The organism is Cellulomonas sp., from assembly GCF_017744555.1.
Lineage (GTDB): Bacteria > Actinomycetota > Actinomycetes > Actinomycetales > Cellulomonadaceae > Cellulomonas.
In genome coordinates this window covers 1-24,822 of the sequence record NZ_JAGIBD010000016.1, presented here as the reverse complement: position 1 = coordinate 24,822, position 24,822 = coordinate 1, and the positions used below count along the sequence as shown (strand labels likewise).

At 74.1% G+C, this 24,822-nt stretch carries 21 protein-coding genes and 1 pseudogene; 5 read left to right on the top strand and 17 right to left on the bottom strand.

The annotated features are described in order from the left end of the window. Positions 1–55: 55 nt before the first annotated feature. The 7 genes from J7523_RS11860 to J7523_RS11830 all read right to left on the bottom strand — a co-directional run bounded on the left by J7523_RS11860 (position 56) and on the right by J7523_RS11830 (position 5,357). The gene (locus J7523_RS11860; protein WP_291886593.1) at positions 56–649 is read right to left on the bottom strand and encodes an alpha/beta family hydrolase; all 594 of its coding nucleotides are present in this window, start codon (positions 647–649) and stop codon (positions 56–58) included. Next, positions 646–1,737, bottom strand: coding sequence for an aminotransferase class V-fold PLP-dependent enzyme (locus tag J7523_RS11855; RefSeq protein WP_291886591.1), 1,092 nt, complete (start codon positions 1,735–1,737; stop codon positions 646–648). The genes J7523_RS11860 and J7523_RS11855 overlap by 4 nt, the downstream gene beginning before the upstream one ends. A gap of 83 nt (positions 1,738–1,820) precedes the next feature. Then, positions 1,821–2,228 carry a RidA family protein gene (locus J7523_RS11850; protein ID WP_291886588.1) on the bottom strand — a complete coding sequence of 136 codons (408 nt, stop codon included), beginning with the start codon at positions 2,226–2,228 and terminating at the stop codon, positions 1,821–1,823. Positions 2,229–2,310: 82 nt separating this feature from the next. Further along, complete coding sequence (locus J7523_RS11845) at positions 2,311–2,994, bottom strand: hypothetical protein (protein ID WP_291886587.1); 684 nt, start codon at positions 2,992–2,994, stop codon at positions 2,311–2,313. Positions 2,995–3,103: 109 nt separating this feature from the next. Continuing rightward, a complete protein-coding gene (locus J7523_RS11840) occupies positions 3,104–3,946 on the bottom strand; it encodes an HAD family hydrolase (RefSeq protein ID WP_291886585.1) in 843 nt (280 codons plus the stop codon). A 21-nt stretch (positions 3,947–3,967) separates the two neighbouring features. Next, a complete protein-coding gene (locus J7523_RS11835; RefSeq protein ID WP_291886583.1) occupies positions 3,968–4,645 on the bottom strand; it encodes an ElyC/SanA/YdcF family protein in 678 nt (225 codons plus the stop codon). A gap of 55 nt (positions 4,646–4,700) precedes the next feature. Continuing rightward, positions 4,701–5,357, bottom strand: a complete 657-nt coding sequence (locus J7523_RS11830; RefSeq protein WP_291886582.1) for a hypothetical protein — start codon at positions 5,355–5,357, stop codon at positions 4,701–4,703. A 167-nt stretch (positions 5,358–5,524) separates the two neighbouring features. Between J7523_RS11830 and J7523_RS11825 the strand changes: the two are divergent. Both J7523_RS11825 and J7523_RS11820 read left to right on the top strand, forming a co-directional pair. Then, positions 5,525–7,950: pseudogene (locus J7523_RS11825) on the top strand (ATP-dependent Clp protease ATP-binding subunit). Between the two features lie 205 nt (positions 7,951–8,155). Then, complete coding sequence (locus J7523_RS11820) at positions 8,156–9,037, top strand: hypothetical protein (protein WP_291886580.1); 882 nt, start codon at positions 8,156–8,158, stop codon at positions 9,035–9,037. Between the two features lie 51 nt (positions 9,038–9,088). Here J7523_RS11820 and J7523_RS11815 read toward each other — a convergent pair whose 3' ends face one another. The 6 genes from J7523_RS11815 to J7523_RS11790 all read right to left on the bottom strand — a co-directional run bounded on the left by J7523_RS11815 (position 9,089) and on the right by J7523_RS11790 (position 15,965). Continuing rightward, positions 9,089–10,117, bottom strand: coding sequence for an aldo/keto reductase (locus tag J7523_RS11815; protein WP_291886578.1), 1,029 nt, complete (start codon positions 10,115–10,117; stop codon positions 9,089–9,091). Beyond that, entirely contained in the window at positions 10,114–11,475 is a 1,362-nt protein-coding gene (locus J7523_RS11810; protein WP_291886575.1) for an LLM class flavin-dependent oxidoreductase, read from the bottom strand. The genes J7523_RS11815 and J7523_RS11810 overlap by 4 nt, the downstream gene beginning before the upstream one ends. After that, positions 11,472–12,224, bottom strand: coding sequence for an ABC transporter ATP-binding protein (locus tag J7523_RS11805; protein ID WP_291886739.1), 753 nt, complete (start codon positions 12,222–12,224; stop codon positions 11,472–11,474). Before J7523_RS11805 ends, J7523_RS11810 begins: the two co-directional genes overlap by 4 nt. A 50-nt stretch (positions 12,225–12,274) precedes the next feature. Then, complete coding sequence (locus tag J7523_RS11800; protein WP_291886573.1) at positions 12,275–13,126, bottom strand: ABC transporter permease; 852 nt, start codon at positions 13,124–13,126, stop codon at positions 12,275–12,277. Then, positions 13,126–14,232: an ABC transporter substrate-binding protein gene (locus tag J7523_RS11795; RefSeq protein WP_291886571.1), complete on the bottom strand. Its 1,107-nt coding sequence runs from the start codon at positions 14,230–14,232 to the stop codon at positions 13,126–13,128. The genes J7523_RS11800 and J7523_RS11795 overlap by 1 nt, the downstream gene beginning before the upstream one ends. Before the next feature lie 500 nt (positions 14,233–14,732). Beyond that, positions 14,733–15,965 (bottom strand): MIR domain-containing protein, encoded by a 1,233-nt coding sequence (locus J7523_RS11790; RefSeq protein WP_291886569.1) that lies wholly within the window; start codon positions 15,963–15,965, stop codon positions 14,733–14,735. A 188-nt stretch (positions 15,966–16,153) separates the two neighbouring features. Here J7523_RS11790 and J7523_RS11785 point away from each other — a divergent pair, with 188 nt between their 5' ends. Then, on the top strand, positions 16,154–17,056 hold the full coding sequence (locus J7523_RS11785) for a hypothetical protein (RefSeq protein ID WP_291886567.1): 903 nt from the start codon (positions 16,154–16,156) through the stop codon (positions 17,054–17,056). 102 nt (positions 17,057–17,158) lie between these two features. On the opposite strand, the gene J7523_RS11780 is transcribed toward J7523_RS11785, so the two are convergent. Continuing rightward, the gene (locus tag J7523_RS11780; protein WP_291886565.1) at positions 17,159–18,082 is read right to left on the bottom strand and encodes an NADP-dependent oxidoreductase; all 924 of its coding nucleotides are present in this window, start codon (positions 18,080–18,082) and stop codon (positions 17,159–17,161) included. Between the two features lie 105 nt (positions 18,083–18,187). Next, the gene (locus tag J7523_RS11775) at positions 18,188–19,399 is read right to left on the bottom strand and encodes an alpha-hydroxy acid oxidase (protein WP_291886563.1); all 1,212 of its coding nucleotides are present in this window, start codon (positions 19,397–19,399) and stop codon (positions 18,188–18,190) included. Positions 19,400–19,537: 138 nt separating this feature from the next. Between J7523_RS11775 and J7523_RS11770 the strand changes: the two genes are divergently transcribed. Further along, positions 19,538–20,248 (top strand): hypothetical protein, encoded by a 711-nt coding sequence (locus J7523_RS11770; RefSeq protein WP_291886561.1) that lies wholly within the window; start codon positions 19,538–19,540, stop codon positions 20,246–20,248. A 41-nt stretch (positions 20,249–20,289) separates the two neighbouring features. Here J7523_RS11770 and J7523_RS11765 read toward each other — a convergent pair whose 3' ends face one another. Both J7523_RS11765 and J7523_RS11760 read right to left on the bottom strand, forming a co-directional pair. Next, positions 20,290–21,975 (bottom strand): bifunctional 3'-5' exonuclease/DNA polymerase, encoded by a 1,686-nt coding sequence (locus J7523_RS11765; protein WP_291886559.1) that lies wholly within the window; start codon positions 21,973–21,975, stop codon positions 20,290–20,292. A 94-nt stretch (positions 21,976–22,069) separates the two neighbouring features. After that, entirely contained in the window at positions 22,070–22,729 is a 660-nt protein-coding gene (locus tag J7523_RS11760) for a GNAT family N-acetyltransferase (RefSeq protein ID WP_291886557.1), read from the bottom strand. Between the two features lie 482 nt (positions 22,730–23,211). Here J7523_RS11760 and J7523_RS11755 point away from each other — a divergent pair. After that, a partial coding sequence (locus tag J7523_RS11755; RefSeq protein ID WP_291886555.1) for a S8 family serine peptidase occupies positions 23,212–24,822 on the top strand: 1,611 nt, incomplete at its 3' end.

Genomic DNA, 24,822 nt, shown 5'->3' with positions numbered 1-24,822 from the left:
TCGGGGATACCCCCGAGTTTCCCCTCAGGGTGTGACCTGGGTCACCTAGGTGTCCTCAGGGAACTCTCAGGGAGTTGACCCAGGCGACAACCTCGCTGGTCACAGAGGTGTCGTCGCGAGGTGCGTGGTCGCCCGCGACCGTCACGAGGGTGAGCGGACCGGCCACCGTGCGCAGGTGCAGGTCCAGCTCCTCGGGGGTGCCGAAGGGGTCACGCAGGCCCGAGACGGCCAGCACCGGGACTTGGATCTGCGGCAGGTGCTCGACCCGGAGGCGGTCAGGGCGACCGGGTGGGTGCAGCGGGTACGAGAGCAGCACGAGCCCCGCGACCGGGAGGCCCTGCGCGACCGCCATCGAGCACATCCGCCCGCCGAACGACCGGCCCCCGACCACCAGCCGGTCCGTGCCGACGCCGAGCTCCTCCGCGAACGCGGTCGCCTCCTCGACGACGCACGCGATCGCCGCCTCCGGCCGGTCGGGGCCGCGGCGGCCCGCCCGGCGGTTCGGGAAGTCGACGCGGCGGACCGGCAGGGGAGCCAGGTCCCGCTCGAGCGCGACGAGCGTGCGGTGGTCCCGGCCCGCACCGGCCCCGGGGGTCAGCAGGACGCCGGCGACGGTTCGGCCGGCATCGCCCGTCGGGCCGTCGCTCATCGTGCGGCGACCTGCGCGGCGTGCCCGACGACCGCCGACGCGGCCCTGTCGACGTCGTCCTCGTCGTTCCACACGTGGAACGCGAGCCGCACCCGGCCGCCCCGGCCCGCGACCCGGCAGCCGGCCGCGTCGAGCGCGCCCCGGAGCGTGCCGCGCTCGTCGTCCTCGAGCGACACGATCGCGCTGTCCGACGGACCGAGCCCCACGGCCTGCCGGAACGCGTTCGCGAGCCCGACGGCGTGCCGGTGCAGGGCGGCCGGGTCGGTTGCGGCGAACGCCTCGAGCGCGGGAGCGACGCCGAGCCAGACGAGCCAGGCGGGGGAGACGTCGAACCGGCGCGCGTCGGACGCGAGCGTCATGTCCGGGCCGTAGATCGACGACCAGATCTCCTTGCCCGCGTACCAGTTCGCGTGCAGCGGGCGGATCCGCTCGACGACGTCGGGGGCGACCGTGAGGAACGACGCGCCGCGCGGCCCGGCGAGCCACTTGTACGACGAGCCCGTCGTCACGTCGAATCGGGCCGCGTCGGTCGGCAGCCACCCGGCGGCCTGCGTGAGGTCGCAGACGGTCAGCGCCCCGACGGACCGCGCGGCGGCGAGGACCGCGTCGGCGTCGGCGACCTTCCCGTCGCGCGACTGCACGAGCGAGAACGCCACGGCGCCGGTCGACGGCTGGACCTCGTCGGCCAGCGCCTCCACCGGGACGTGCCGCACGGTGACGCCCCGGTCGGCGTGCGCGAGGAACGGGAACACCACCGACGCGAAGTCCTGGTCGACCGTGAGCACCTCGCACCCGTCGGGCAGCGCGGCCGCGGCCAGCCCGACGAGCGACGACACCTGCGCGCCGATCGCGACCGCCGACGCGTCCACCCCGACCAGCCGTGCGTAGGCGTCGCGCGACCGCGTGACGGCCTCGTCGTACCCGGCCATGTCGATCCGGCCGGCCTGCCACGCGTCGACGCCCGCGCGCATGGCGTCCGCCGTCTCGCGGGAGGGCAGGCCGCACGTCGCCGCGTCGAGGTAGCCGGGCACCCGGTCGAACCGGGCCTGCAGGTCGCTCAGCGTGCCGGTCCCGGGCGTGGTCGTCATGGCCCGATGGTCGCCCGGCAGGCGGCACGGCACAACGGCCAGCGCGACGGAAGTGGCCCTGCCCCGCAGGTCGTCGACGGGCGTCAGCGGTAGACGGCGGCGACCGCGGCGACCTCGATCAGCGCGCCCGGGAACGACAGCCCGGCGACCCGGGCACCCGTCACGAGCGCCGGGTCGCCGTCCACCTGGAGCGTCGGCGCGGCGGCCGCGAAGGCGGCGTTGAGGTCGGCGCCGTCGACGATGAGGATCGTCCACGCGACGACGTCGCGCACGGTCGCACCGACGGCGGCGAGCGCGGTCACGACGTTGGCCATGACCTGGCGGCTCTGCTCTGCGATGTCGTCCCCGCCGACCAGGGCCCCGTTCGCGTCGACGGCGTTCTGGCCGCCGACGTGGATCGTGGTGGCCCCCGGCGGGACGACGGCGACGTGGCTGAAGACCGGGCTGTGCACCAGTCCGGCAGGGCGCAGGAACGAGACGGTGGTGTCCATACGGTCACGCTAGGGCGAACCACCCACACGGCCGGTGCGCCGGCGGCCGGCCGGGTGGGCGCGGACCCCGGTCGTGCGGTCGTCAGCCCTGCGACCACCCGATCGCCGGGCGGTGCCCCGCCGCCGTCGCGCGCTCCCACCAGCCGCGGGGCAGCCAGTCGTTCGCGACGAACTGCGGGTGCTGCGGGTGCCGGTCCACGCACCACAGGCCGAACACCATCGGCGCCCACGGCGACTGCAGCCGCCACAGCACCGGGCCGGTCGTGGAGTGGCCGTACAGCTGCACGACGTCGGGCCCGACCATCTCCGCGACCTGCACGGACTCCCACGGCCACTGCCGGTGGCCCTTCGTCGACTGCAGGTAGAACCCGTGGCTGGACACGACGACGGACCCGCGGTCGACCTCGAGCCAGCGCGGCACCGCCGCCGCGGCCGCCGCCTGGCGTCGCGACGCGTTCCCGGCGGCCCGGACGCCCGCGACCACGCCGGTCACGGCCAGGCCGAGGCCGCCCGACGCGAAGAAGAACCCGCCGTCGTGCTGGTAGGTGCCGTCGCCGGGGGCGAAGAACTCCTGCAGCACGAACCAGCCCTCGCTCAGCAGCGACTCGTCGCGCGCCATCGCCGGCGGGAAGGACGCGGCCACCGTCGTGGTGATCGCGTCGGTCCGGCCGGCCTTCGTCGCGGCGACCACGTGGCACGTGTACAGGAGGGCAGCGTCGAACCAGCCCCACTCGTCGTCGGCCCCGCCCCGCACGTCACGCGCCATCCGCAGCCCCCGTCGTCTCCGGACCGCCGCCCCGCGCGACCGTCGTCGCACAGTGTCCCGGATGCAGGGCCGGCGGCAGAAGCGGTGTCCGCGCTGGTCAGGGTGGCTGTCAGATCCCCAGCACGGACCGGATGGTCCGCACCACGCCGTTGTCGTTGTTCGACGGCGCGACGAACCGGGCGGCCGCCCGCACCTCGGGGTGGGCGTTGTCCATCGCGAACGACCAGTGCGCGGCGGCGAGCATGCCGAGGTCGTTGAAGTAGTCGCCGAACGCCATGGTCTGCTCGGCGGTGATGCCGAGCGTGGCCTGGACGGCCTGCAGCGCGGTGCCCTTGTCGACCGTGCGGCTCATCACGTCGACCCAGTGCTCGCCCGACACGATCACACGGTCGTGCACGTCGAACGGCGCGAGCAGCGGACCGGCACCCTGCTCGGCGTGCCCGAAGTCGTACACCGCGACCTTGAGGACGTCGTCCTCGACCGCGGTGAGGTCGTCGACGGTCTCGAGCAGCGCGTAGTACGGGTGCACCTGCGCGAGGAACCGGTCGTCGGTCCGCTCGACGTACGCGGAGCGCTTCCCGCACAGCACGGTGCCGACGTCACCCGTCGAGGTCCGCACGGTCTCGACGAGCGCCCGGGCCGTCGCGAGGTCGAGCGGGTCCGAGCTGACCTCCTCGTCGTGCCGCACCACGTACGCGCCGTTCTCGGCGACGTAGACGAGGTCGTCGCGCGCGAACGTCCGCCGGAGCGTCGCGTACTGCCGGCCGCTCGCGGGTGCGACGACGACGCCGCGGCGGTCGAGCTCGTCGAGCAGCGGCCAGAAGCTCGGGTCGATCCGCTTGTGGTCGTCGAGCAGGGAGCCGTCCTGGTCGAGCGCGATGAGCCGGATGTCGGGGACCTCGCCGACGTCGGGCGGGTCGAGGACGGGACGGGGGCCGGGCGTGGTGGTCACCGGTCGATCCTCGCAAACGGCTCAGCGGGCGGCGGCCAGGGCGTCCGTGACCCCGGTCTCGCGCGGGCCGCCGAACCGTGGCGGGCGGTGCGTGAGCGCGTCGAACGCCGCCCGGCCCGAGGCGGGCAGCTCCCGGACGCGGTACATCAGTGCCTTGCGCGGCTCCACGCTGCGCGACGAGACGCCCACGCCGACGACGTCGATGCCTGCCTCCTGGCACGAGAACAGCGCCCGGCGCAGGTGGTAGTCCTGCGTGACGACGACCGCGCCCGCCACCCCGAACACGTCGTGCGCCCGCACGCAGGTGTCGTGCGTGTCGACACCCGCGAAGTCCGACACGATCGCCGCGTCCGGCACGCCGTGGTCCACGAGCCAGCCGCGCATCGCCGTCGGCTCGTCGTGCCACCGTGTCGTGCTGTCCCCGCTCACCAGGACCACCCGCACGGTGCCCTCGGCGTACAGCAGGGCGGCGGCGTCGAGCCGGCGGCGCAGGTAGGTGGACGGCGTGCCGTCGGGTCGCAGGCCGGCACCGAGGACGAGCGCGACGGGACGCTCGGGCACGTCGTCGGGATCCCGGACCCGGGACTGGCCCACGGCCTGCACCCACAGCACGGGCGCGGCGACCAGGACGACGACGGCTGCGGCGACCACCGTGACGAGGCGGCGACGCGACCGGCGGGGCGGCGCGGCGGTGGTCACGACGGTGAGCGTAGGGTCGTGAGCGACGTGCGCGGGCCGACTTCGGCGGGTCGTCCTACCGCGGTGCGGCCGGGGTCGCGGGCGACGGGCGTGCCCGGACCCGCGACGCCCACCAGGCGGCCCCGCCGATCGTGGCCCCGAGGCCGGCGACGGCCAGGACGCACAGCAGGGCGACGCCCGCGACGGTGCCGAGCACGCCGGACAGGAACCTCGTGGCCTCGGCGTCCTCGACCACGAGCACGCGTGCGTCGTCGACCGACGCCGCGGGGACCGCCACGGTGTACGTCCCGGCGTTGCCCGTCGTGAACGCCGCGACGGTCGAGGCCGTCATGCCGCCCCGCGACGCGTTCAGCGACACCGCCGCGGCGTCCCGCACGTCCACCGCCGACCCGTCGGGCGCCGTCACCTCGGGCCGCGAGTCCAGGCCCACGTGCGCCGCCTCGTCCGGCACCAGGAGGTACAGGGCGTACGCGGTGTCCGCGTCGAGCACCACGGTCGACGACCCCGGCGCACCGATCACGGCGAGCACCCCGGACCCCGGGTCGCCGTCTCCGTCGAGCACGTCGAGCGGCAGCAGGCCCAGGAACAGGCGGACGACGAGCACGGCCACGGCCGACGCCACGAGCAGCAGGACCACCCCGACGGCGGTCAGCGTCACCGGGGCGACGAGCGACGTGCGGCGCGGCGGTGCCCACGGGGCGGGGGTGGTCACGCCTGCGAGCCTAGGCCGCGGCGCCGCTCACGACCTGCGTCACGCCTGCGGCGAACACGGGCAGTCGCAGCACCACCCCGCCGTTAGCATCGAACAACGCCGCTCGTCGTCGCCCACAGGCCGCCGCCCCGGGTACGCGGTGAGCACGTCGCTCGTGAGGAGTGCACATGTTCGAGAGATTCACGGACCGAGCCCGCCGCGTGGTCGTCCTCGCCCAGGAAGAGGCGCGGATGCTCAACCACAACTACATCGGCACCGAGCACATCCTCCTGGGACTGATCCACGAGGGTGAGGGTGTCGCGGCCAAGGCGCTCGAGTCGCTCGGCATCTCCCTCGAGGCCGTGCGTGCCCAGGTGCAGGAGATCATCGGCGAGGGCCAGCAGGCGCCGTCGGGCCACATCCCGTTCACGCCGCGTGCCAAGAAGGTGCTGGAGCTGTCGCTGCGCGAGGCGCTGCAGCTCGGCCACAACTACATCGGCACCGAGCACATCCTGCTCGGTCTCATCCGCGAGGGTGAGGGCGTCGCCGCCCAGGTGCTGAACAAGCTCGGCGCCGACCTCAACCGCGTGCGCCAGCAGGTCATCCAGCTCGTCTCCGGCTACCAGGGCAAGGANNNNCCAAGAACAACCCGGTCCTCATCGGTGAGCCCGGCGTCGGCAAGACGGCCGTCGTCGAGGGGCTCGCGCAGGACATCGTCCGCGGGGACGTCCCCGAGACGCTCAAGGACAAGCAGCTCTACACGCTGGACCTGGGCGCCCTGGTGGCCGGTTCCCGCTACCGCGGTGACTTCGAGGAGCGCCTGAAGAAGGTCCTCAAGGAGATCCGCACGCGCGGCGACATCATCCTGTTCATCGACGAGATCCACACGCTCGTCGGTGCCGGTGCCGCCGAGGGCGCGATCGACGCCGCCAGCATCCTCAAGCCGATGCTCGCGCGCGGCGAGCTGCAGACCATCGGTGCGACCACGCTCGACGAGTACCGCAAGTACGTCGAGAAGGACCCGGCCCTGGAGCGCCGCTTCCAGCCGATCCAGGTCGCCGAGCCGAACCTGCAGCACGCGATCGAGATCCTCAAGGGTCTGCGCGACCGCTACGAGGCGCACCACCGGGTGTCCATCACGGACGCGGCCCTGGTGGCCGCCGCGACGCTGGCCGACCGGTACGTCAACGACCGGTACCTGCCGGACAAGGCGATCGACCTGGTCGACGAGGCCGGCGCCCGCCTGCGCATCCGCCGCATGACGGCTCCGCCGGAGCTGCGCGAGCTCGACGAGCAGATCGCCGAGACGCGCCGCGACAAGGAGTCGGCGATCGACGAGCAGGACTTCGAGAAGGCCGCGCGCCTGCGCGACACCGAGAAGCAGCTCGGCCTGCGCCGCCTCGAGAAGGAGAAGTCCTGGAAGAACGGCGACCTCGACGCCGTCGCGGAGGTGGACGAGGAGCTCATCGCCGAGGTGCTGGCGAACGCCACGGGCATCCCGGTGTTCAAGCTCACCGAGGAGGAGTCCAGCCGTCTGCTCCACATGGAGGAGAACCTGCACAAGCGGGTCGTCGGCCAGGACGCCGCCATCAAGGCGCTCTCGCAGGCCATCCGCCGCACGCGCGCCGGGCTCAAGGACCCGAAGCGTCCCGGTGGGTCGTTCATCTTCGCCGGCCCCACGGGCGTCGGGAAGACGGAGCTCGCCAAGGCGCTCGCGGAGTTCCTGTTCGGTGACGAGGACGCGCTGATCCAGCTCGACATGTCCGAGTTCTCGGAGAAGCACACCGTCTCGCGGCTGTTCGGCTCGCCCCCCGGCTACGTCGGGTACGACGAGGGCGGCCAGCTCACGGAGAAGGTGCGCCGCAAGCCGTTCTCGGTCGTGCTGTTCGACGAGGTCGAGAAGGCGCACGCGGACATCTTCAACTCCCTGCTGCAGATCCTCGAGGACGGTCGCCTGACCGACTCGCAGGGCCGCGTGGTCGACTTCAAGAACACCGTCATCATCATGACCACCAACCTCGGCACGCGGGACATCGCCAAGGGTCTGCAGACCGGCTTCCAGGCCGGCGGCGACCTGTCGACGTCCTACGAGCGGATGAAGGCCAAGGTCAACGACGAGCTCAAGACGCACTTCCGTCCCGAGTTCCTCAACCGCGTCGACGACGTGGTCGTGTTCCCGCAGCTGTCCCAGCCGGAGATCTTCGCGATCGTGGACCTCATGGTCGCGAAGCTCGACAAGCGGCTCAAGGACAAGGACATGGCCATCGAGATCACGCCGGCCGCCAAGAAGCTCCTCTCGGAGAAGGGCTACGACCCGGTCCTGGGTGCCCGGCCGCTGCGCCGCGCGATCCAGCGGGACATCGAGGACACCCTGTCCGAGAAGATCCTGTTCGGGGAGCTCAAGGCCGGTCAGCTCGTGATCGTGGACGCCGAGGGCGAGGGTCTGCTCGGGGAGTTCATCTTCCGCGGCGTGCCGAAGGGCGAGCGCCCGGCGGAGCCCGTCACGGTGGGTGCCTCGGTCGGGACCGCGCACTCCGGGACCGACGTGCCGGCCGCCCCGAGCGTGTCCGGTCGCGGTGACGGCGGGACGGGGACGCAGCCGATCGCCGGCTGACCTCCCGGCCCGGTTCCCCCGGTCCTCATGACGACAGCCCCGGTCCCCTCTGCGGAGGGGGCCGGGGCTTCGTCGTTCCCGCCTGCGCCGCTGGTCGTCCGACGTCATGCGGCTGGTGCCGAGCACACGGTGCGTGGCCGGCGCGGGCGTGGGACAGTGGCGACCGACGCCCACCACCGCGGCGGTCGTCCCGGAAGAGGCATGCATGGCGCCGCACCGACCGCTGCAGGCCGAGGCACCGGCCCGGCGCGTCCACGACCGCGCCGTGCAGGGGCGTGCTGCGGGTCCGGACCGCGGTGACCTCCTGCACCGGCTCCAGCGTGCCGCGGGGAACGAGGCCGTGACCCGGCTGATCGCGTCCCAGGCTCGCGGTCGACTCGTCGCCGCGCCCGGCGCGCGGCCCGGCGCGCTCGCGCTGCCGGTGCCGGTCGTCCAGCGCGCGGTCCGGCTCGCAGGGGTGCCGAGGACCTACGCCGACCTCGTCGCGCTGCCGGTGGTCACGGCGTACGTCGGCACGCTCGCCCCTGCCGATGCGACCCGGGCGCTGCTGGTCGTCTCGACGTGGAGCCAGTCGGCGACCGTGCACGACTTCGGGTCGGTCAGGCGTCTCGTCAAGGCGGTCAGGAAGGCGCTCGAGACGGCGCAGGTCGGCCCGGCACCCGGCGCGCTGCCTCCTGCCCCGTACCTCGCGGCGAACCTGATGTTCGTGACGCAGGCGGGCGGGCGGCTGCCGACGCTCTACTTCGGGGCGGGCGGGGTGACCGGGCGCCTCCGTCAGCAGCACCCGGGCGGCCCGTTGGCCCAGGTGCCGAGGGCCAACAAGGTCGACTACTTCTCCACGCGCAGGGAACGACTCCAGAGGGTCCCGGGACGCGGCGCCGCCTTCCGAGGCACGCCGAGGGAGCAGCGGCTGCGCACGGTTCCGCAGCCCGGTGACTTCCACCTCGAGCTCACGTACGACGCGGCCGGGCACATCGCCGTGCGCCACATGTCCGAAGGCACGGTGGCGCGCGTCGGGCCGGATCCTGTCGCGTACCCCCAGAACGAGGTCACCAGGATCTACAAGGCGGCGATCGGCCAGCCGTGACGCCGGAGCGGCCCCGGGAGGGAGCACCCGGGGCCGCTCCGATGGTCGGCGTCAGCGGTGGCGGCGCCGCAGGGTCGCATCCGTGAGGGCTGGTGGGGTCCACCCCGCGTCGGCCGCGTTGAGCGTCGTGCCGGGCGCGACGATCGCGTCGATCTCGTCGAGCACGTCCGCCGGGAGGCGGGTGTCGAGCGCGGCGAGGGCCGAGTCGAGGTGCTCGGCGGTGCGCGGGCCGATGATCGCGGACGTCACGGCCGGGTGCTCCAGCACGAACCCGAGGGCCAGCTGCACGAGCGTGAGCCCCGACGCGTCGGCCAGCTTGGTCAGCGCCTGCACGGCGGAGGCCTTCGCGACGTTCTCCGGGAGCGACGGGTCGTGCCGGCCGGGCTGTCGGGCGATCCGCGGCGACACGGGTGCGTCGGCCCCGACCGGCCGCCCCGACAGCCACCCGCCCGCGAGCGGGCTCCACGGCAGGACGCCGAGGCCGTGCTCCAGCGCGAGCGGCAGGATCTCGCGCTCGACGCCGCGCGCGAGGATCGAGTACGGCGGCTGCTCGGTGACCGGCCGGACCAGCCGGCGGTCGCGCGCGACCCACTGGGCCTCGACGAGCTGCGACCCGAGGAACGTCGACGTGCCGACGTACCGGACCTTGCCCTGGTGGACCAGGTCGGACAGCGCCGACAGGGTCTCCTCGATGTCTGTCCCGGGCTCGGGGCGGTGCACCTGGTAGAGGTCGATGTGGTCGGTCTGCAGGCGGGTGAGCGACGCCTCGACCTCGCGGACGATCCAGCGCCGCGAGTTCCCGGCGTGGTTGACCTCGTCGGACAGGCGGCCGTGGAACTTCGTCGCGAGGACCACGTCGTCGCGACGGCCGCGCAGCGCCTTGCCGACGATCGTCTCGGACTCGCCGCGCGAGTACACGTCCGCGGTGTCGACGATGTTGATCCCGGCGTCGAGCGCGCGGCGGATGATCGCGATGGACTCGTCGTGGTCGGTGTTCCCCCAGGCCCCGAAGTTCATCGTGCCGAGCGTGAGCGGGGTGACCTGCACGCCGGTGCGGCCGAGCGGGCGGTACGTGGTCATGCGTGGGCTCCTTCGGTGAGGGTGCGTGCGGCGGTCCAGCGGTTCTCGGGGACGGCGAGCCCGTAGTGCTCGCGCAGCGTGGTCCCGGTGTACTCGGCGCGGAACAGCCCGCGCTCGACGAGGATCGGCACGACCTGGTCGACGAAGTCGTCCAGCCCGGACGGCAGGACCGCGGGCATGATGTTGAACCCGTCCGCCGCGCCGTGGTCGTACCAGTCCTGGATCGCGTCGGCGACCTGCGACGCCGTGCCGGAGAACGTGCGGTGGCCGCGTCCGCCGCCGAGCCGGCCGATGAGCTGGCGGACCGTGAGGTGCTCGCGCCGGGCCAGGTTGACGATGAGCGTGTACCGGGACTTGGCGCCCTCGATCTCGTCCTCCGACGGCAGGTCGGCGGGCAGCTCGCGGTCGAGCGGCAGGTCGTCCGGGTCGACGCGGAGCGTCTTCGCGAGCTGCACGCGCGCGTACTCGGGCTTGATGAGCCGGTCGAGCTCGTCCTCCTTCTCGCGGGCCTCGGCCTCGGTCGCGCCGATGACCGGCACGATGCCCGGCAGCACGAGCACGGTCGCGGGGTCGCGGCCCCACTCGACGGCCCGCCGCTTGAGGTCCGCGTAGAACTCCTGCGCGTCGGCGAGCGTCTGCTGCGCGGTGAACACCGCCTCCGCGTACCGGGCGGCGAAATCCTTGCCGTCGTCGGACGACCCGGCCTGGACCAGCAGCGGACGGCCCTGCGGGGAGCGCGGCGTGGTGAGCGCGCCCGCGACCGAGAAGTGCTCGCCGACGTGCTCGATCGGGTGCACCTTCGACGCGTCGCCCCACACGCCCTCGGCCTTGTCGCCGACCTCGGCGTCCGCCTCCCAGGAGTCCCAGAGCTTGAGGGACACCTCGAGGAACTCGGCGGCCCGCTCGTAGCGCTCGCGGTGCGACGGCTGGTCCGCGAGCCCGAAGTTGCGGGCCGCGTCGCCGAACGCCGTGGTGACGATGTTCCAGCCGGCCCGGCCGCCGCTGATGTGGTCGACCGACGCGAACCGGCGGGCCAGGTTGTACGGGTCGTTGTAGGTCGTCGACGCCGTGGCGATGAGCCCGATCCTGCTGGTCACGGCCGCGATGGCCGCCAGGACGACGGTCGGTTCGAGCGTCCCGGACGGGCGTCGACCGACGTCGCGCGACTGCGCCGGGCCGTCCGCGAAGAAGATCGAGTCGAGCTTCCCGCGCTCGGCCGTCTGCGCGAGGCGCTGGAGGTACGCGATGTTCGTCGAGACGGACGACGGGTCGCTCTCCGGGAGCCGCCACGATGCCTCGTGGTGGCCGGAGCTCATGAGGAACGCGTTGAGGTGGAGCTGTCCGGGTCGGTGGGTCATGACTCGGTCCCTTCGGTGGCTGGTGGGACGCCCAAGGCGTCGAGCAGGCGGGCGCGCAGGGCGGCGAACCCGGGGTCCGTGGCGGACCGCGGCCCGACGAGGTCCACGGGCAGGTGCAGGCTGATGCGGCCGGAGTCGAGCACCACGACGCGGTCGGCGAGCGTGATCGCCTCGTCGACGTCGTGCGTCACGAGCAGCACGGCCGGGCGGTGCCGCGCGCAGAGCTCGCGCAGCAGGGTGTGCATCCGGATGCGGGTGAGGGCGTCGAGCGCCCCGAACGGCTCGTCGGCCAGCAGCAGCTGCGGCTCGCGGACCAGCGAGCGGGCCAGCGACACACGCTGCTGCTCGCCGCCCGAGAGCTCGGTCGGCCAGGCGCGCTCGCGGCCGGCGAGGCCGACCTCCGCGAGCCGCTCGCGACCGAGGTCGTCGGCGTGCCGCAGACCGAGTGTCACGTTGTCGAGCACCCGGGCCCACGGCAGCAGCCGCGAGTCCTGGAACACCACGGACACGCGCTCGGGCACGGACACGGTGCCGGAGCCCGAGACGTCGTGGTCGAGCCCGGCGAGCGCCCGCAGCAGCGTGCTCTTGCCGGAGCCGCTGCGCCCGAGGATCGCGACGAACTCGCCCTGCCGGATCGTCAGGTCGACGCCCAGCAGCACGGGCGTCTCGCCGTCCGGCTTGGTCGCGACGCCGTACGTGCGGACGAGGTCCTGGACGACGACGGCCGGGGGCGCGTCGTCGAGCGTCAGCGTGAGGTCCGTCGTGACCGTGTCGACCGCGTCGGCCACGGCCGCCGCCGTCAGTCCGCCAGTGTGCGCCGCCACGACAGGGCCCTCCTCTGCACGAGTCGGACCACCGCGTCGGAGCCGTAGCCGAGGATCCCGTACAGCACGAGGCCGACGACGATGATCTCCGTCTGCCCGTACGTGCGCGCGAGTTCCATCATGTAGCCGATCCCGGCGGTGCCGTTGATCTGCTCGACGACGACGAGCGACAGCCACGCGGCCGTCACCGCGAACCGCAGCCCCAGCAGGAACCCGGGCAGGGCCCCCGGCAGGATCACGCGGGTCACGAACCCCCACCGCGACAGCCCGACGGTCTCGGCGAGCTCGACGTACCGCGCGTCGATGGTCCGCAGCCCGTTGTGGGTGTGGATGTACACGGGCACCGCGACGCCGAGCGTGATCGTCACGACCTTCATGGGCTCACCGATGCCGAGCCACAGGATGAGCAGCGGCAGCAGCGCGAGGCTCGGGATGGCCCGCTTGACCTGCACGGGACCGTCGATGAACGCCTCGCCGATCCGGCTCAGCCCCGACACGAGCGCGAGGGCGGTCCCGACGGCGATCCCGATGGCGAGCCCGAGGAACGCGCGCTGCGCGGACACCAGCAGGTTCGTTTGCAGCCGCCCGTCGGCGATCAGGTCGGCCGCCGTGGTCACGACGGTCCACGGTGCGCTCAGCGTGCGGGTGTCGATGAAGCCGGTGAGGCTGCCGACCGACCAGACGACCAGCAGGGTGAGCAGCCCGATCGCCGCGCTGCCACGGATCGGGCGGCCCGGGCCCAGCCGGCGCGTGGTGCGGCGCCGGGCCGGTGCCGCCGCGGCGCGGGTCGGCGCGTGGTGGGCGCGAGGGAGCGTGAGCGTCGACATCAGGGGTTCGCCTTCCGGTAGGCGTCCGCGGCCTCGGCGATGACGGGTGCGAACCGCTGGTCCCAGACGTCCTGCGCGGGGAACGCCGTGTTGCCGGTGGCCTTGGCGAGCAGGTCGATCGTCTCCTGGTGCCGGGCGATGGGTTCGGTCCAGTCGGCCGGGAGGTCGGGGGTGCCGGCGTGGTCGACGAGGTACTGCGCGTCGTTCTCGGTGAGGCCCTGGTCCTTCACGTAGTACCCGTCGCGCCACTCGTCGGGGTGGTCGGCCACCCACAGCTTCGCCTGCGCCCACACCCGGACGTACTCGCGCAGCGCCGCCGCCTTCGCCGGGTCGTCGATGACGCTCGTCGGTGCGTACAGGTCGCTCGGGTCGTCGCGCAGCCCGTGCTCGACGGTGTGCGCGCCGTCCTTGCCGTACTGCTCGACGTACCGGGCGACCTGCGCCCCGCCGATGGGTGCGACGTCGACCTCCTTCGCCGCGAGCGCCGTCGGGTACACGTCGCCCGTGCTGGGCAGCTCGACGAGCGTGACGTCGTCCTCGGTGAGCCCGGCCTTCTTGAGCGCGCGCAGCACGAGGGCGCCCTGCGCCTGCCCCGGGCTGTACGCGATCTTCTTGCCACGGAAGTCGGCGAGCGTCTTCACGTCCTCCAGGCCGGGGCGGACACCGAACTGGTAGATCGGGTTCTCCTGCCAGTCCTTGCGGTAGGACGCCGCGACGATCTTCACGTCGAGCCCCGTCCACGTCGCGTGGATCGGCGGGATGTCCGCGACGGCGCCCACGTCGAGCGCGTTCGCCCGGAACGCCTCCGTGGTCGCCGGGCCGCCCGACACGTTGGCCCACTGCAGGTCGAAGTCGACGTGGCTGTCGATCTCGTCGCCCGCGAGCGCGACGGCCTTCTGGGTGGTCGGGTCGCCGACCACGAGCGTGGTGCCGTCCGGGACGGTGGTCGGCAGGGCGGTGCCGGGTGTCGCGCTGCCGGCCGGGGCGTCGTCGCCGGTCGTGGCCGCGGCACCGGCGCAACCGGTGAGCGTCGCGACCGTGAGGAGCAGCGCGGCGGCGGCCAGCGGGGTCCGGGATCGACGGCGGGTGAGCAGTGGGGTGCGCATGGAGGAGCCCTTTCGAGGGATGACGAGGGGACCGCGCGCACGACGAGGTGCGGCGGGGAGGACGGACGGGAAGGCAGGCCGACCTGGCGCGGAGGCCGGACCGGGCGGAGGTGCGGTGCTGGTCTCGGGAGTGAGGTCGCGCGGGTGGAGGTCTCGCGGGTGGAGGTCTCGCGGTGACGCGGTGGGGGACCGTGGTGCCGGACGGGCCGCCTGGGTCTCAGGCGGACGGGGTCTGGCGGCGGTGCGTCCGGAGGGTCAGGCGCAGGGCCGACACGACGGGATGGCCGCGGGGCGCCGACACGAGCGGCGCCGTCCGCACGGGTCGACGACGGGGCGCAGCCGGGCTGCGCGGTCGGTCACTCGACTCGTGGACATGGCGGTGGACCATGCCAGTGACGGGTGGGGGTGACAAGGGTCAGGACGGGACATTCCGGATCATGAGACGCCTGGCGACGGACGGTTCCGGGCGGTCGCGCCTCGCCGTGGTGGGGCGGGCGCGCTCAGCGGACCCCGAGCGTCGTCCACCAGTCGTTCTCGTCGCGCCCCTCGAACCCGGTGACCTCGTCCTGCCCGGACGTGAGCCTCGGGTCGGACCGGTGGTGCGAGTGCAGCGCCACGGACGTCGCGACGTGCACGAGCCGCACGCGCGACCCGGTCAGCCAGGGGCCGCCGCCGTCGACCTGCACGCGCCAGTCGTCGTTCGCGTCGCCGACGCCGGCGGTCCCGAACGCGGTGACCTCCTGCTGGCCGGTGAGCGGCGACGGGAAGCCCGCGTGGCTGTGCAGGTTGCGCCCCGTGGCGACGTGCCGGAGCCGGACGACGTCGCCGTCCGCGAGGGTGTGGCCGCCGTCGTTCGGTGGCGTGCCGTCGGGGCCGGCCACGATCCACCAGTCGTTGTCGTCGGACCCGCCGAACGTCGTCACCTGCTGCTGCCCGGACGTGCCGGGGTGCGTGTAGACGGCGGGGTGCGAGTGCAGCGACCGGCCCGTCCACACGTGCGACAGCGTGAGCGTGGCGCCGGTGCGCAGCCGCACGCCGACCTCGACCGCGACCGACCCGAGCGCGCGCGGACGCTTCGCCGAGTACGCCTGGACGAAGAACCCGCGCCACCGCGGACCGTTGCTCGCGGCCCACCCGGGCTGCCCCGGCTCCGATGTCAGGCGCACCTCCTGGTCGGGGCTGTTGTTGTCGTAGACGAGCACCGTGACCCGGCCCGACGTCTCCTTCTCGTACCCGTAGGCGAGCACCTGGTGGTTCTCGCCGATGTCGCCGATCGAGCGTGCGACGACGAGCCCGAGCGGCACCGGGCGACCCGCGTCGACCGCCGCGACGACCTTCGGGAGCTCGTCCTCGAGCGTCCAGCGGGTCACGCCCTTGGAGATCCAGGTCGCGTGGTCCGAGCTCTGCGACCAGGTGACGAACTTCGCCGCAGTAGCCGTGCGGAACGAGTCGAAGAGGCGGCTGCGGATGTCGTCCGCGAGCCAGTGCCCGTCGGGCGGCACCCGGCCCGGCGCCCACAGGCTCGCCGGCCAGCGCGGCACCGGGCGGCCCGCCGTCCAGTGGTCGAGCGCGAGGTAGGCCATGCCGCCGCAGCGGCCCGCGGTCGTGACCTCGAACGCGCCGACCGAGAGGAAGACGTCGACGAACCGGTTGGCGAACGCGAAGCCGTGCACCGACGGGTCGAAGCCCGGCACCCGGCCGGAGCGCGCCCTGGTCGTCTCTCCGATCGTCATCGTTCCTCCCCCGCCGGAGGGCCGGCGCGACGTCGTGCCCGTCGCGTCGACTCTGCCAGGAGGAGGCCCCGCGTGCGCGCACTGATACCCCGCGCGCCTCGGTCATGCCTGGGCCCGACGACGGCCGGCCCGAACCGATCGCACCGGTGGGGGATGACGGCCGGGGTGCGGGGCGGCAGCATCGACGCATGTCCCGTCCGGGTGCCGCGTTCGTCGTCGCGGGTGTGCTCGTGCTCGCTGCGTGCACCGCCCCCTCGTCGGGTGGCGGACCCACCGCGTCAACGACCCCGAGCGCGTCTGCCGGTCCCATCCCCGCCGAGGTCCTCGCCGGCCTCACCGTGGAGGTCCGGCAGGCGCGCAGCGACTGGGCGCTGCGGGTCGTGCAGCTCCGCGTGACGAACGCCGGCCCGGGTGACGTCACCGTCGCGCAGGCGCGGCTCGTCACGCCGGACGACGAGGGCGTCGCGACGAGCGACCGCGAGCGGCCCGTCCGCGCGGGTGTCGACCGGGACGTGTCCGTTGCGCTGGGCACGCCCGTGTGCAGCGACGCCGCCTCGGGGGCGCCGCACGCCGAGCTCGACCTCGTCGACCCCGAGGGCCGACGGTCGACGCTCGTCGTGCAGCCCGCCGACCCGCAGGGACACCTCGCCCGGATCCACGGCGAGGACTGCGCCGCAGCAGCGGTCGCGCAGGGCGCCACCCTCACGCTCGCCGACGAGCTCGGCACCCACGAGGTCGACGGGCGGTTCGTCGGGCAGGTCGACCTGCAGCTGACGCCGGTCGCGGGCGGCCCGCCCGTGGAGGTGACCGGTGTGGACGGGACCGTGCTGCTCGCACCGGCGGACGGGTCGACGGGCTGGCCCGTCGACGTCACCACGTCCGACGGCGCCCGACGGACGGTGCCGCTGCTGGTCGTCCCGACCCGGTGCGACGCCCACGCCGTGGCCGAGGACAAGCGCGGCACGTTCTTCGGCGTGCACACCCGGGTCGGCGGCGTCGACCAGCCGGTCTTCTACGTCGGCGCGGACGACACCCTGCGCGGTGCCCTGCACGACTTCGTCGGCACGGCGTGCGGGATGCCGACCGGCTGACTCCGACCTGTGCTGCGTTCCTGGTCCGGTGCGACAGGAACGCAGCACACGGACGGCCGGCGGCGGGACCCTCACTCGGGTGACCGCCGGCCGCCGTCGTCGTCAGACGCGGACGACGACCTTGCCGCGCACGTGCCCGGACGCGCTCGCCTCGTGCGCGGCGGCCGCGTCGGCCAGGTCGAAGACCTGCGCGACCTCGACGCGCACCGTCCCGGCGGCCACCAGGTCGGCGAGCGCCTCGAGGTCCGCGGTGGACGGCCGCACCCAGACGTAGTGGCCGCCGAGCTCGTCGCGGGCCTTCGCGTCGACGATGGACGCGATGGTCCCGCCCGCTGCGAGCAGCTGCGGGGCCTGCGCGACGGCGTCCGTGCCGCCGTAGTCGAGGATCACGTCGACGCCGTCCGGGGCGAGCGCGCGGACGCGGTCGACGAGCCCGTCGCCGTACGCCACCGGCTCGGCGCCGAGCTCGCGCAGGTGGTCGTGGTTGCGCTCGGACGCCGTGCCGATCACGCGTGCGCCGAGCGCCCGGGCGATCTGCACCGCGAACCCGCCGACACCGCCCGCGGCGGCGTGCACGAGCACGGTCTGGCCCGCCGAGACACCGGCCCGCTGGATCGTCTGGTACGCGGTCAGGCCGGCCAGGGGGATCGCGGCCGCCTCCTCGAACGACAGCGACGCCGGCTTGCGGGCGAGCGTGCGGACCGGGGCCGCGACGAGCTCGGCGAACGTGCCGCCCTGCACCCAGTCCTTGCGGACGTAGCCGAACACCTCGTCGCCGACCTTCAGCTCCGGGGTGTCGAGGCCGACGCGCTCGACGACGCCCGCGACGTCCCAACCCGGGACCACGGGGAACTCGACGTCCATGATCGCGTCGAGGTAGCCCTGGCGGACCTTCCAGTCGACCGGGTTGACCGACGCGGCCTTGACCCGCACGAGCACGGAGTCGGGACCGACCTTCGGGGTGGGGAGCTCGGTGAGCTCGAGGACATCGGGGCCGCCGTAGCGGGAGTAGGTGATCGCACGCATGTCCTGTCGCAGCACGACGGGGCGTCGGACTATTCCGCCGGGAGCACGTCGCACCGCCCACACGGCGTCGCCGACGTCCCCGCGCAGGCGACGGCCGGGACCCGCTCAGGGGAGCCGGACGTGCTGCGGGCCGAGCTCGTCGACGGACGACACCCCGAGCAGGGCCATCGTGCGCCGCACCTCCGTGGTGAGGATCTCCGCGGCCCGGTCGACGCCGCGCTCGCCGCCGGCCATGAGCCCGTAGAGGTAGGCGCGTCCGACCAGCGTCGCTCGCGCACCGAGGGCGACCGCCGCCACGACGTCGGCGCCGGACATGATCCCGGTGTCGACCCACACCTCCGTGCGGTCGCCGACGGCCTCCGTGACGTCGGGCAGGAGCCGCAGCGGCACGGGTGCGCGGTCGAGCTGGCGGCCGCCGTGGTTGGACAGCACGATCGCGTCGGCCCCGGCGTCGGTCACGCGCACGGCGTCGTCGACCGTCTGGATGCCCTTGATGATGAGCGGCCCGTCCCACGACGCACGCAGCCACTCGAGGTCCGCGAGCGTCATCGACGGGTCGAACAGCTGGTCGAGGAGGTCGGCGACCGTGCCGGACCACGACGACAGCGACGCGAACCGCAGCGGCTCGGTGGTCAGCAGGTTCATCCACCAGGCCGGGTGCGTCGCCGCGTCGAGGACGGTCTTCGCGGTGAGCGCCGGCGGGATCGCGAAGCCGTTGCGGGTGTCGCGCAATCGCGCGCCCGCGACGGGCACGTCGACCGTGAGCATGAGCGCCTCGTACCCGGCGGCCTTCGCGCGGGCCATGAGGTCCTCGCCCGCGGCGCGGTCCTTCCAGACGTAGAGCTGGAACCACTTGCGGGCGTCGGGCCCCGCCTCCGCGACGTCCTCGATGGAGGTCGTGCCCATCGTCGACAGCGCGTACGGGATGCCTCGACGCGCGGCGACGCGGACGACGGCGCGCTCACCCTCGTGGTGCATGAGGCGCGTGAACCCGGTGGGGGCGAACGCGAACGGCACCGACGAGCGCGTGCCGAGGTACGCGGCGGAGGTGTCCACCCGGGACACGTCGTGCAGGATCGAGGGCCGCAGCTCGAGGCCGCGGAACAGCGACCGGGCACGCCGCAGGCTGATCTCCGCCTCGGCGGCGCCGTCGGTGTAGTCGAACACCGAACGAGGGGTGCGGCGGCGGGCGACCCGGCGGAGGTCGGCGATGGTGAGCGCGTCGTCGAGGCGCCGGCGGGTGGGGTCGAGCTGGATCGGCTTGGGTCGCAGCAGCGGCCTGAGCTCGGACCACGACGGGATCTGACGTTCGGTCACCGGGGAACTCCAGGCTGTGTGGCGCATCGTCGAGCTGCACGGCGGGTGCTCGTCCCGACGCTACAGCGAGGCGCCGCACCGGGCCTCGGGGGTGAGGCGGTGGCTCGTGCCGGTCCCCGTCGTGCGACCCTGGGCCGCGTGGACGACGAGCGCGGCAGGGCCCCCGACGACGAGCGTGCCGCCGCCCCCGACACGGGGCTCACCGCCCCCGACGACGAGCGTGCCGCCACCCCCGACGACGAGCGTGCCGCCTCCCACGACGACGAGCTCCCGGCGCACGACGAGCGACCCCGGCGGGCCGGTGGGCGCGGGCTGCTCGGCGCGTCGCTCGTGGTCGGGCTGGGCGTGTCGGTCCTGAGCCTGCCGGTCGTCACCGCGCTGCCCGCGACGGCCGCCGGGGTCGCGCACCTGCGCCGGGACCTCGACGGCCGCGCGGGCACCCTCGCCGACCTGTGGGCCGAGTTCCGTGCAGCCTGCCGGGGCGTCTGGGTCGTGTCGCTCGCGTCGGTGCTGCTGCTGGCCGTGCTGCTGCTCAACCTGCGGGCCGCCCGGTCCGGCGCGCTGCCCGGCGGGACCGGCGTGCGGGTGTTCTCGGGGGTGATGGCGGTCACGCTGCTCGTGGTGCTGCTGCGGGCCGCCGCGGGGTGGACGGCCGGGGCGTCGTGGAAGGACGTGCTGCGTGACGCCGGACGACGCACCGGCGACGACCTCACCGGGTCGTTCCTGCTGGTCGTGGCGCTCGGGCTGTGCGCGGTGGTCGTGTGGGTGCTGACCCCGTTGGTCGTCCTGGTGCCGGGGCTGCTGTCACTGGCGGTGGTCGCCGTGGAACGCCGCGCAGCCGTCCGCTGACGGTCCCTGAGCGGCCGGCGACGAGCGGGCGAGCCGGGTCCTCAGTCCGCCTCGTCGTAGCTGTCGACCACGGACACGTCGAGCGCGAACTCGACGGGGAACCCGCCGAACAGCAGGGCCCCGGCCTCGGCGGCCGACTCGCGGACGGCGTCGGCGACCTCGTCGGCGACGTCGGCGGGCGTGTGCACCACGACCTCGTCGTGCAGGAAGAACACGAGGTGCGGCCGCCCCGCGGTCGCCCCGCCGACCGTGAGCAGCCGTCGTCGCAGCGCCGCCATCCAGCACAGCGCCCACTCGGCGGCCGTGCCCTGGACGACGAAGTTGCGCGTGAACCGCCCCCAGTCCCGCCCGCGGCGTCGGGCCGCCCGCACCTCCTCGGCACCGGCCCCCTCGCCCGCGGCGGCGTGCAGGGCGTCCTGCCACTCGGCGTCCGGCACGGGCGACGACCGTCCCAGCCACGTGGTGACGACCTCGCCCCGCTCACCGGCGCGCGCGGCGTCCTCGACGAGCCCGACCGCCCGCGGGTACGCGCGCGTGAGCTGCGGCATGAGCGCTGCGCTCGCGCCCGTCGTCGCGCCGTAGATCGCGCCGAGCATCGCGTACTTGGCGTCTTTGCGGCTCTGCACGATCCCCGCCTCGACCACGCCCTGGTAGAGGTCGGCGCGGCGGGCCGCCGCCGCCATCGCGAGGTCGCCGGACATCGCCGCGAGCACGCGCGGCTCGAGCTGCGCCGCGTCCGCGACGACCAGCCGCCAGCCCGGGTCCGCCCGCACCGCCGCCCGGATCGCCGCGGGCAGCTGGAGGGCGCCGCCGCCGTTCGTCGCCCACCGGCCGGACACCACGCCCGCGGGCACGTACTCGGGCCGGAACCGCCCGTCGCGCACCCACGTGTCGATCCACGCCCACCCGTTCGCGCTCAGGAGCCGGGACAGCTTCTTGTACTCGAGCAGCGGCTCGCGGACGGGGTGGTCGAGGCCCTGGATCTCCCACTTGCTGGTGGACGTCAGGTCGAACCCGGCGAGGCGCAGGCCGCGCAGCAGGTCGGGCTGCGAGTCGGGGTTGAGGGTCGGCTGGTCGAGGGCGGTGCGGATCTCTCCGGCGAGCTGCTCGAGCCGTTCGGGCCGGGCACCGGCGAGCGGACGGGGACCGAGCATCCGGGTGAGGATCTCGTCGTGCGTCCGCGCGCTCCACGGCAGGCCGTCGTGCCGCATCTCCTCGGCGATGAGCGCACCCGTGGACTCGGCGGCGAGCAGCAGGCGCAGGCGGCCGGGCTGCGTCGAGCCGGCGACGGACGCGAGCTGGCGGGTCAGCTCCGCTGCGGCGTCGAGCCCGTCGCCGGCGGGATCGGGCGTCGGGTGGTCGTCGACGTCGAACAGGCTCGCCTCGACGGGCTGCGGCGCGCCCGGCCGCGGGCCGTCCCACGCTGTGCGCGGCCCGACGGCGACGGGGGTGCCGGCGGCGTACGCGCTGTGCCGGAGGATCGCGTGGCAGAGCCGCAGATCGTGGCACCGCTCGACGCGGACCCCGGCGTCGAGCAGCGGCGGGTACCGGCGCGACGTGTCGTCCCAGACCCAGCGCGGGCGGTCACGCTCGCGCTCGGCGACCGCGGCGGCGAGCGCGTGCGCGGGCACCTCGGTGCGGGTCAGGGGCTGCCCGTCGTCCGTGTGCTCGGCCAGCACGACGACGCCGGGGCGGACCGGGTCGTCGAGCACGAGCTGAAAGGGCACGGCACATCGTCGCAGCCGCCACCGACACACCCGTCCGGGCGTCACGGGTCCCGGTCAGGCGTGGCCGAGCCGCGGACGTCCCAGCACGGCCGGGTCAGCCCGCCTTGGCGACCGGCGTCCGGACGTTGCGCTGCTCGGTGCGGCGCATGGCGAAGATCCACGGTCCGCCGTCGGCGAGCGGCAGCGGGTCCCGCACCGGGTCGTACCCGAGCGCCTGGTAGTAGTTCACGTTGTCGGGCTTCGTCGTCTCCAGGTACGACGGCGCCTCGTCCCCGTCGACCAGCCCGAACGCGGCGGCCATGAGCCGCTTGCCGCGGCCCGCGCGCTGCAGGTCCGGCCGGACGCCGAGCGCCTCGACGTACCAGGTGTCGGTCGGCACACCCGACGCGGTCACGTCGCCGAACTTGATGATGCCCAGGCTGTGCTCGCGCGTGTACATCGCGATGCGGGCGATGCGGCCCGACTGGCGCCACCAGCGGGCCGCCGTCATCGGGTACGTGCCGGGCGGGTAGATCGCGATGGCGCCGGTGACGACGCCGTGCAGCTTGGTGACGAACGCCCGGCCGTACCGCACGGAGTCCGACAGCGTCATGCGGTACATCGCACGCAGCTCGTGCTCGCGGCGACGGCGCACCGGGAACAGGTGCACGAAGCCGGGGTCCTCGGCGAGCGCCGCCGCCAGGACCGTCGCGGCCGCGCGCACGTCCTCCTGGCGCAAGGGCACGACGACGTCGGGCGGGGGCGGTGCGAGCATGTCGCGCATCCTCTCTGGGACATGCGTCCAGATGCAAGCCCGTACGGCCCGTTTTGTCCGGATCGCGAGCGCGGTCCGGCAGCCCGACGAGCATGATTCGCAGGGCAGCGCAGGCCTTGTGCAGCTCGGCCACGCGGGGTCTTCACCCGCCCCTTCGCCCACCACGGCGGCGGTCCCGGCAGTCCGTCAGGCGGTCGGGTCCGAGGCATCGACGCGAGCACGACGTCGTTCGATGCTCGTGTGCGCCCGGGGAGGGGCGTCGTGCCGTGCGCGGTGGCGGCGGCGGCCAGCACCAGCACGTCGGCCGGAAGAACAGCTGCTCGTGGATCGCCGCGGTGCCGCCGTTGTCGCCGCCGCCTCCTCTGGTCGGCGGCGAGGGAGCGCTCGACCGGTTGGCCCGTATTTTCCGTTCTCGACGCACCTCCTGATCCCCAACGGCACAGCGCGCGGCCGGGACCGCGCCGACCACAGGGGAGCGGGTCATGGAACGCGAATACTTCGTCCGCGGTGAACGGCGGACCGTCGAGCAGGTCGAGGACGTCGCCGCCGTCAAGGTCGCACCGGACGCGTCGGGCGAGCGGGCCGAGCGGGCACGTGAGGTCGAGTCGACGGACGCGGGCCGTCAGGCGGGGCTGAGCGACGACGACGTCGACGCCTTCCGTCGTGCCGGATGGGTGTTCGTCGAGCCCGTCGCCGCACCCGGAGCCGGGGCGCGCGGCCTGATGGCCCGGGAGACACCGGCCGAGGTCGAGCGGGCCGGCGAGCTGGTCCGTCGCCCGAGCGGACGGGTCGGCATCGTGACCCGCCGGCTCACGGTGCAGCTCGACCCCGCGCTGTCGTCCGACGAGGCGCGCGCCACGCTCGAGGACCTCGGCGTCACGCCGCTGCTCACGCTCGGCTGGGCGCCGAACCTGTTCGAGGTCGACACCGTCCGGCACGACGACGCGATCGAGGCCTCGGCCGCGCTCGACGACGACCCGCGCGTGGTGTTCGCGGAGCCGAGCATCGTCGAGCACGTGGAGCAGCGCCTGCACCCCACCGACCCCCGGTACGCCGAACAGTGGCAGTGGCTCAACACGGGTCAGGCGGGCGGCACGGCGGGCGCCGACGTCCACATCGAGTCGGCGTGGGACGTCACGCGCGGCGCGGGCGTGACGCTCGCCGTCATCGACAACGGCTTCGACGCGGCGCACGAGGACCTGCAGGCCGGGATCACGGCGACGTCGGGGCACTTCCAGTCCAACGGCGCCGCCCCCGCGACGTGGGTGCAGGGCACCGCCGGGATGCCCGGCAGCAACCACGGCACGTTCTGCGCCGGCATGGCGGCCGCGCGGCAGAACAACGGTCACGGCGGCTCGGGTGCGGCGCCCGAGAGCGACCTCATGCTCATCGCGGCGCTCGGCGACCAGGTGGGCACGCAGGTCACGCTCGCACGCGCCGTGAGCTACGCGGCGGACCCGTCGACCGTCGTGCCCGGCGCCGACCCGGGGTCGGGTGCGGACATCCTCGTGTCGAGCCTCGGCCCGAACGGCGCCGACTGGGACCTCACGGAGGCGCTGCGGCTCGCGCTCGTGTTCGCCGGCTCGCACGGGCGGCAGGGCAAGGGGCTCGCGATCTTCTGGGCGGCGAGCAACGGCAACAACGTCGACGTGCTCGCCGACCACGTCGTCTCGCACCCCGACGTCATCGCGGTCGTGCGGTCCGACAACCGGGACCTCGAGAACAACGCGGCCCGCGGGCCCGAGGTCGAGCTCATCGCCCCCGGGGTCAACGTCGTGAGCACGACGTCGGGCGGCGGCTACGGTCCGAGCACGGGGACGAGCTTCGCGGCGCCGTGCGCGGCGGGCGTCGCCGCCCTCGCGCTGTCGGTGAACACCTCGATGACCCGTGACCAGCTCCGTGCCGTCATGCACGACTCCGCCGACAAGATCGGGGGCGTCGTCTACGACGCGAACGGGCACAACGACGACTACGGGTTCGGGCGCGTCAACGCGACGCGGGCCGTCGAGCTCGCCGGTGACGTCGCGACCGAGGGCGGCGCCGTGAACTCGATCGCGTTGGTGCGGCAGACGCCGGGGTGGGGGTCGATCCCG

Excerpts from the sequence above, each read along its gene's own strand:
- J7523_RS11860 (WP_291886593.1), bottom strand. The coding sequence starts at position 649 with ATGAGCGACGGCCCGACGGGCGATGCCGGCCGAACCGTCGCCGGCGTC.
- J7523_RS11855 (WP_291886591.1), bottom strand. The coding sequence starts at position 1,737 with ATGACGACCACGCCCGGGACCGGCACGCTGAGCGACCTGCAGGCCCGG.
- J7523_RS11850 (WP_291886588.1), bottom strand. The coding sequence starts at position 2,228 with ATGGACACCACCGTCTCGTTCCTGCGCCCTGCCGGACTGGTGCACAGC.
- J7523_RS11845 (WP_291886587.1), bottom strand. The coding sequence starts at position 2,994 with ATGGCGCGTGACGTGCGGGGCGGGGCCGACGACGAGTGGGGCTGGTTC.
- J7523_RS11820 (WP_291886580.1), top strand. The coding sequence starts at position 8,156 with ATGGCGCCGCACCGACCGCTGCAGGCCGAGGCACCGGCCCGGCGCGTC.
- J7523_RS11815 (WP_291886578.1), bottom strand. The coding sequence starts at position 10,117 with ATGACCACGTACCGCCCGCTCGGCCGCACCGGCGTGCAGGTCACCCCG.
- J7523_RS11810 (WP_291886575.1), bottom strand. The coding sequence starts at position 11,475 with ATGACCCACCGACCCGGACAGCTCCACCTCAACGCGTTCCTCATGAGC.
- J7523_RS11800 (WP_291886573.1), bottom strand. The coding sequence starts at position 13,126 with ATGTCGACGCTCACGCTCCCTCGCGCCCACCACGCGCCGACCCGCGCC.
- J7523_RS11795 (WP_291886571.1), bottom strand. The coding sequence starts at position 14,232 with ATGCGCACCCCACTGCTCACCCGCCGTCGATCCCGGACCCCGCTGGCC.
- J7523_RS11790 (WP_291886569.1), bottom strand. The coding sequence starts at position 15,965 with ATGACGATCGGAGAGACGACCAGGGCGCGCTCCGGCCGGGTGCCGGGC.
- J7523_RS11785 (WP_291886567.1), top strand. The coding sequence starts at position 16,154 with ATGTCCCGTCCGGGTGCCGCGTTCGTCGTCGCGGGTGTGCTCGTGCTC.
- J7523_RS11780 (WP_291886565.1), bottom strand. The coding sequence starts at position 18,082 with ATGCGTGCGATCACCTACTCCCGCTACGGCGGCCCCGATGTCCTCGAG.
- J7523_RS11760 (WP_291886557.1), bottom strand. The coding sequence starts at position 22,729 with ATGCTCGCACCGCCCCCGCCCGACGTCGTCGTGCCCTTGCGCCAGGAG.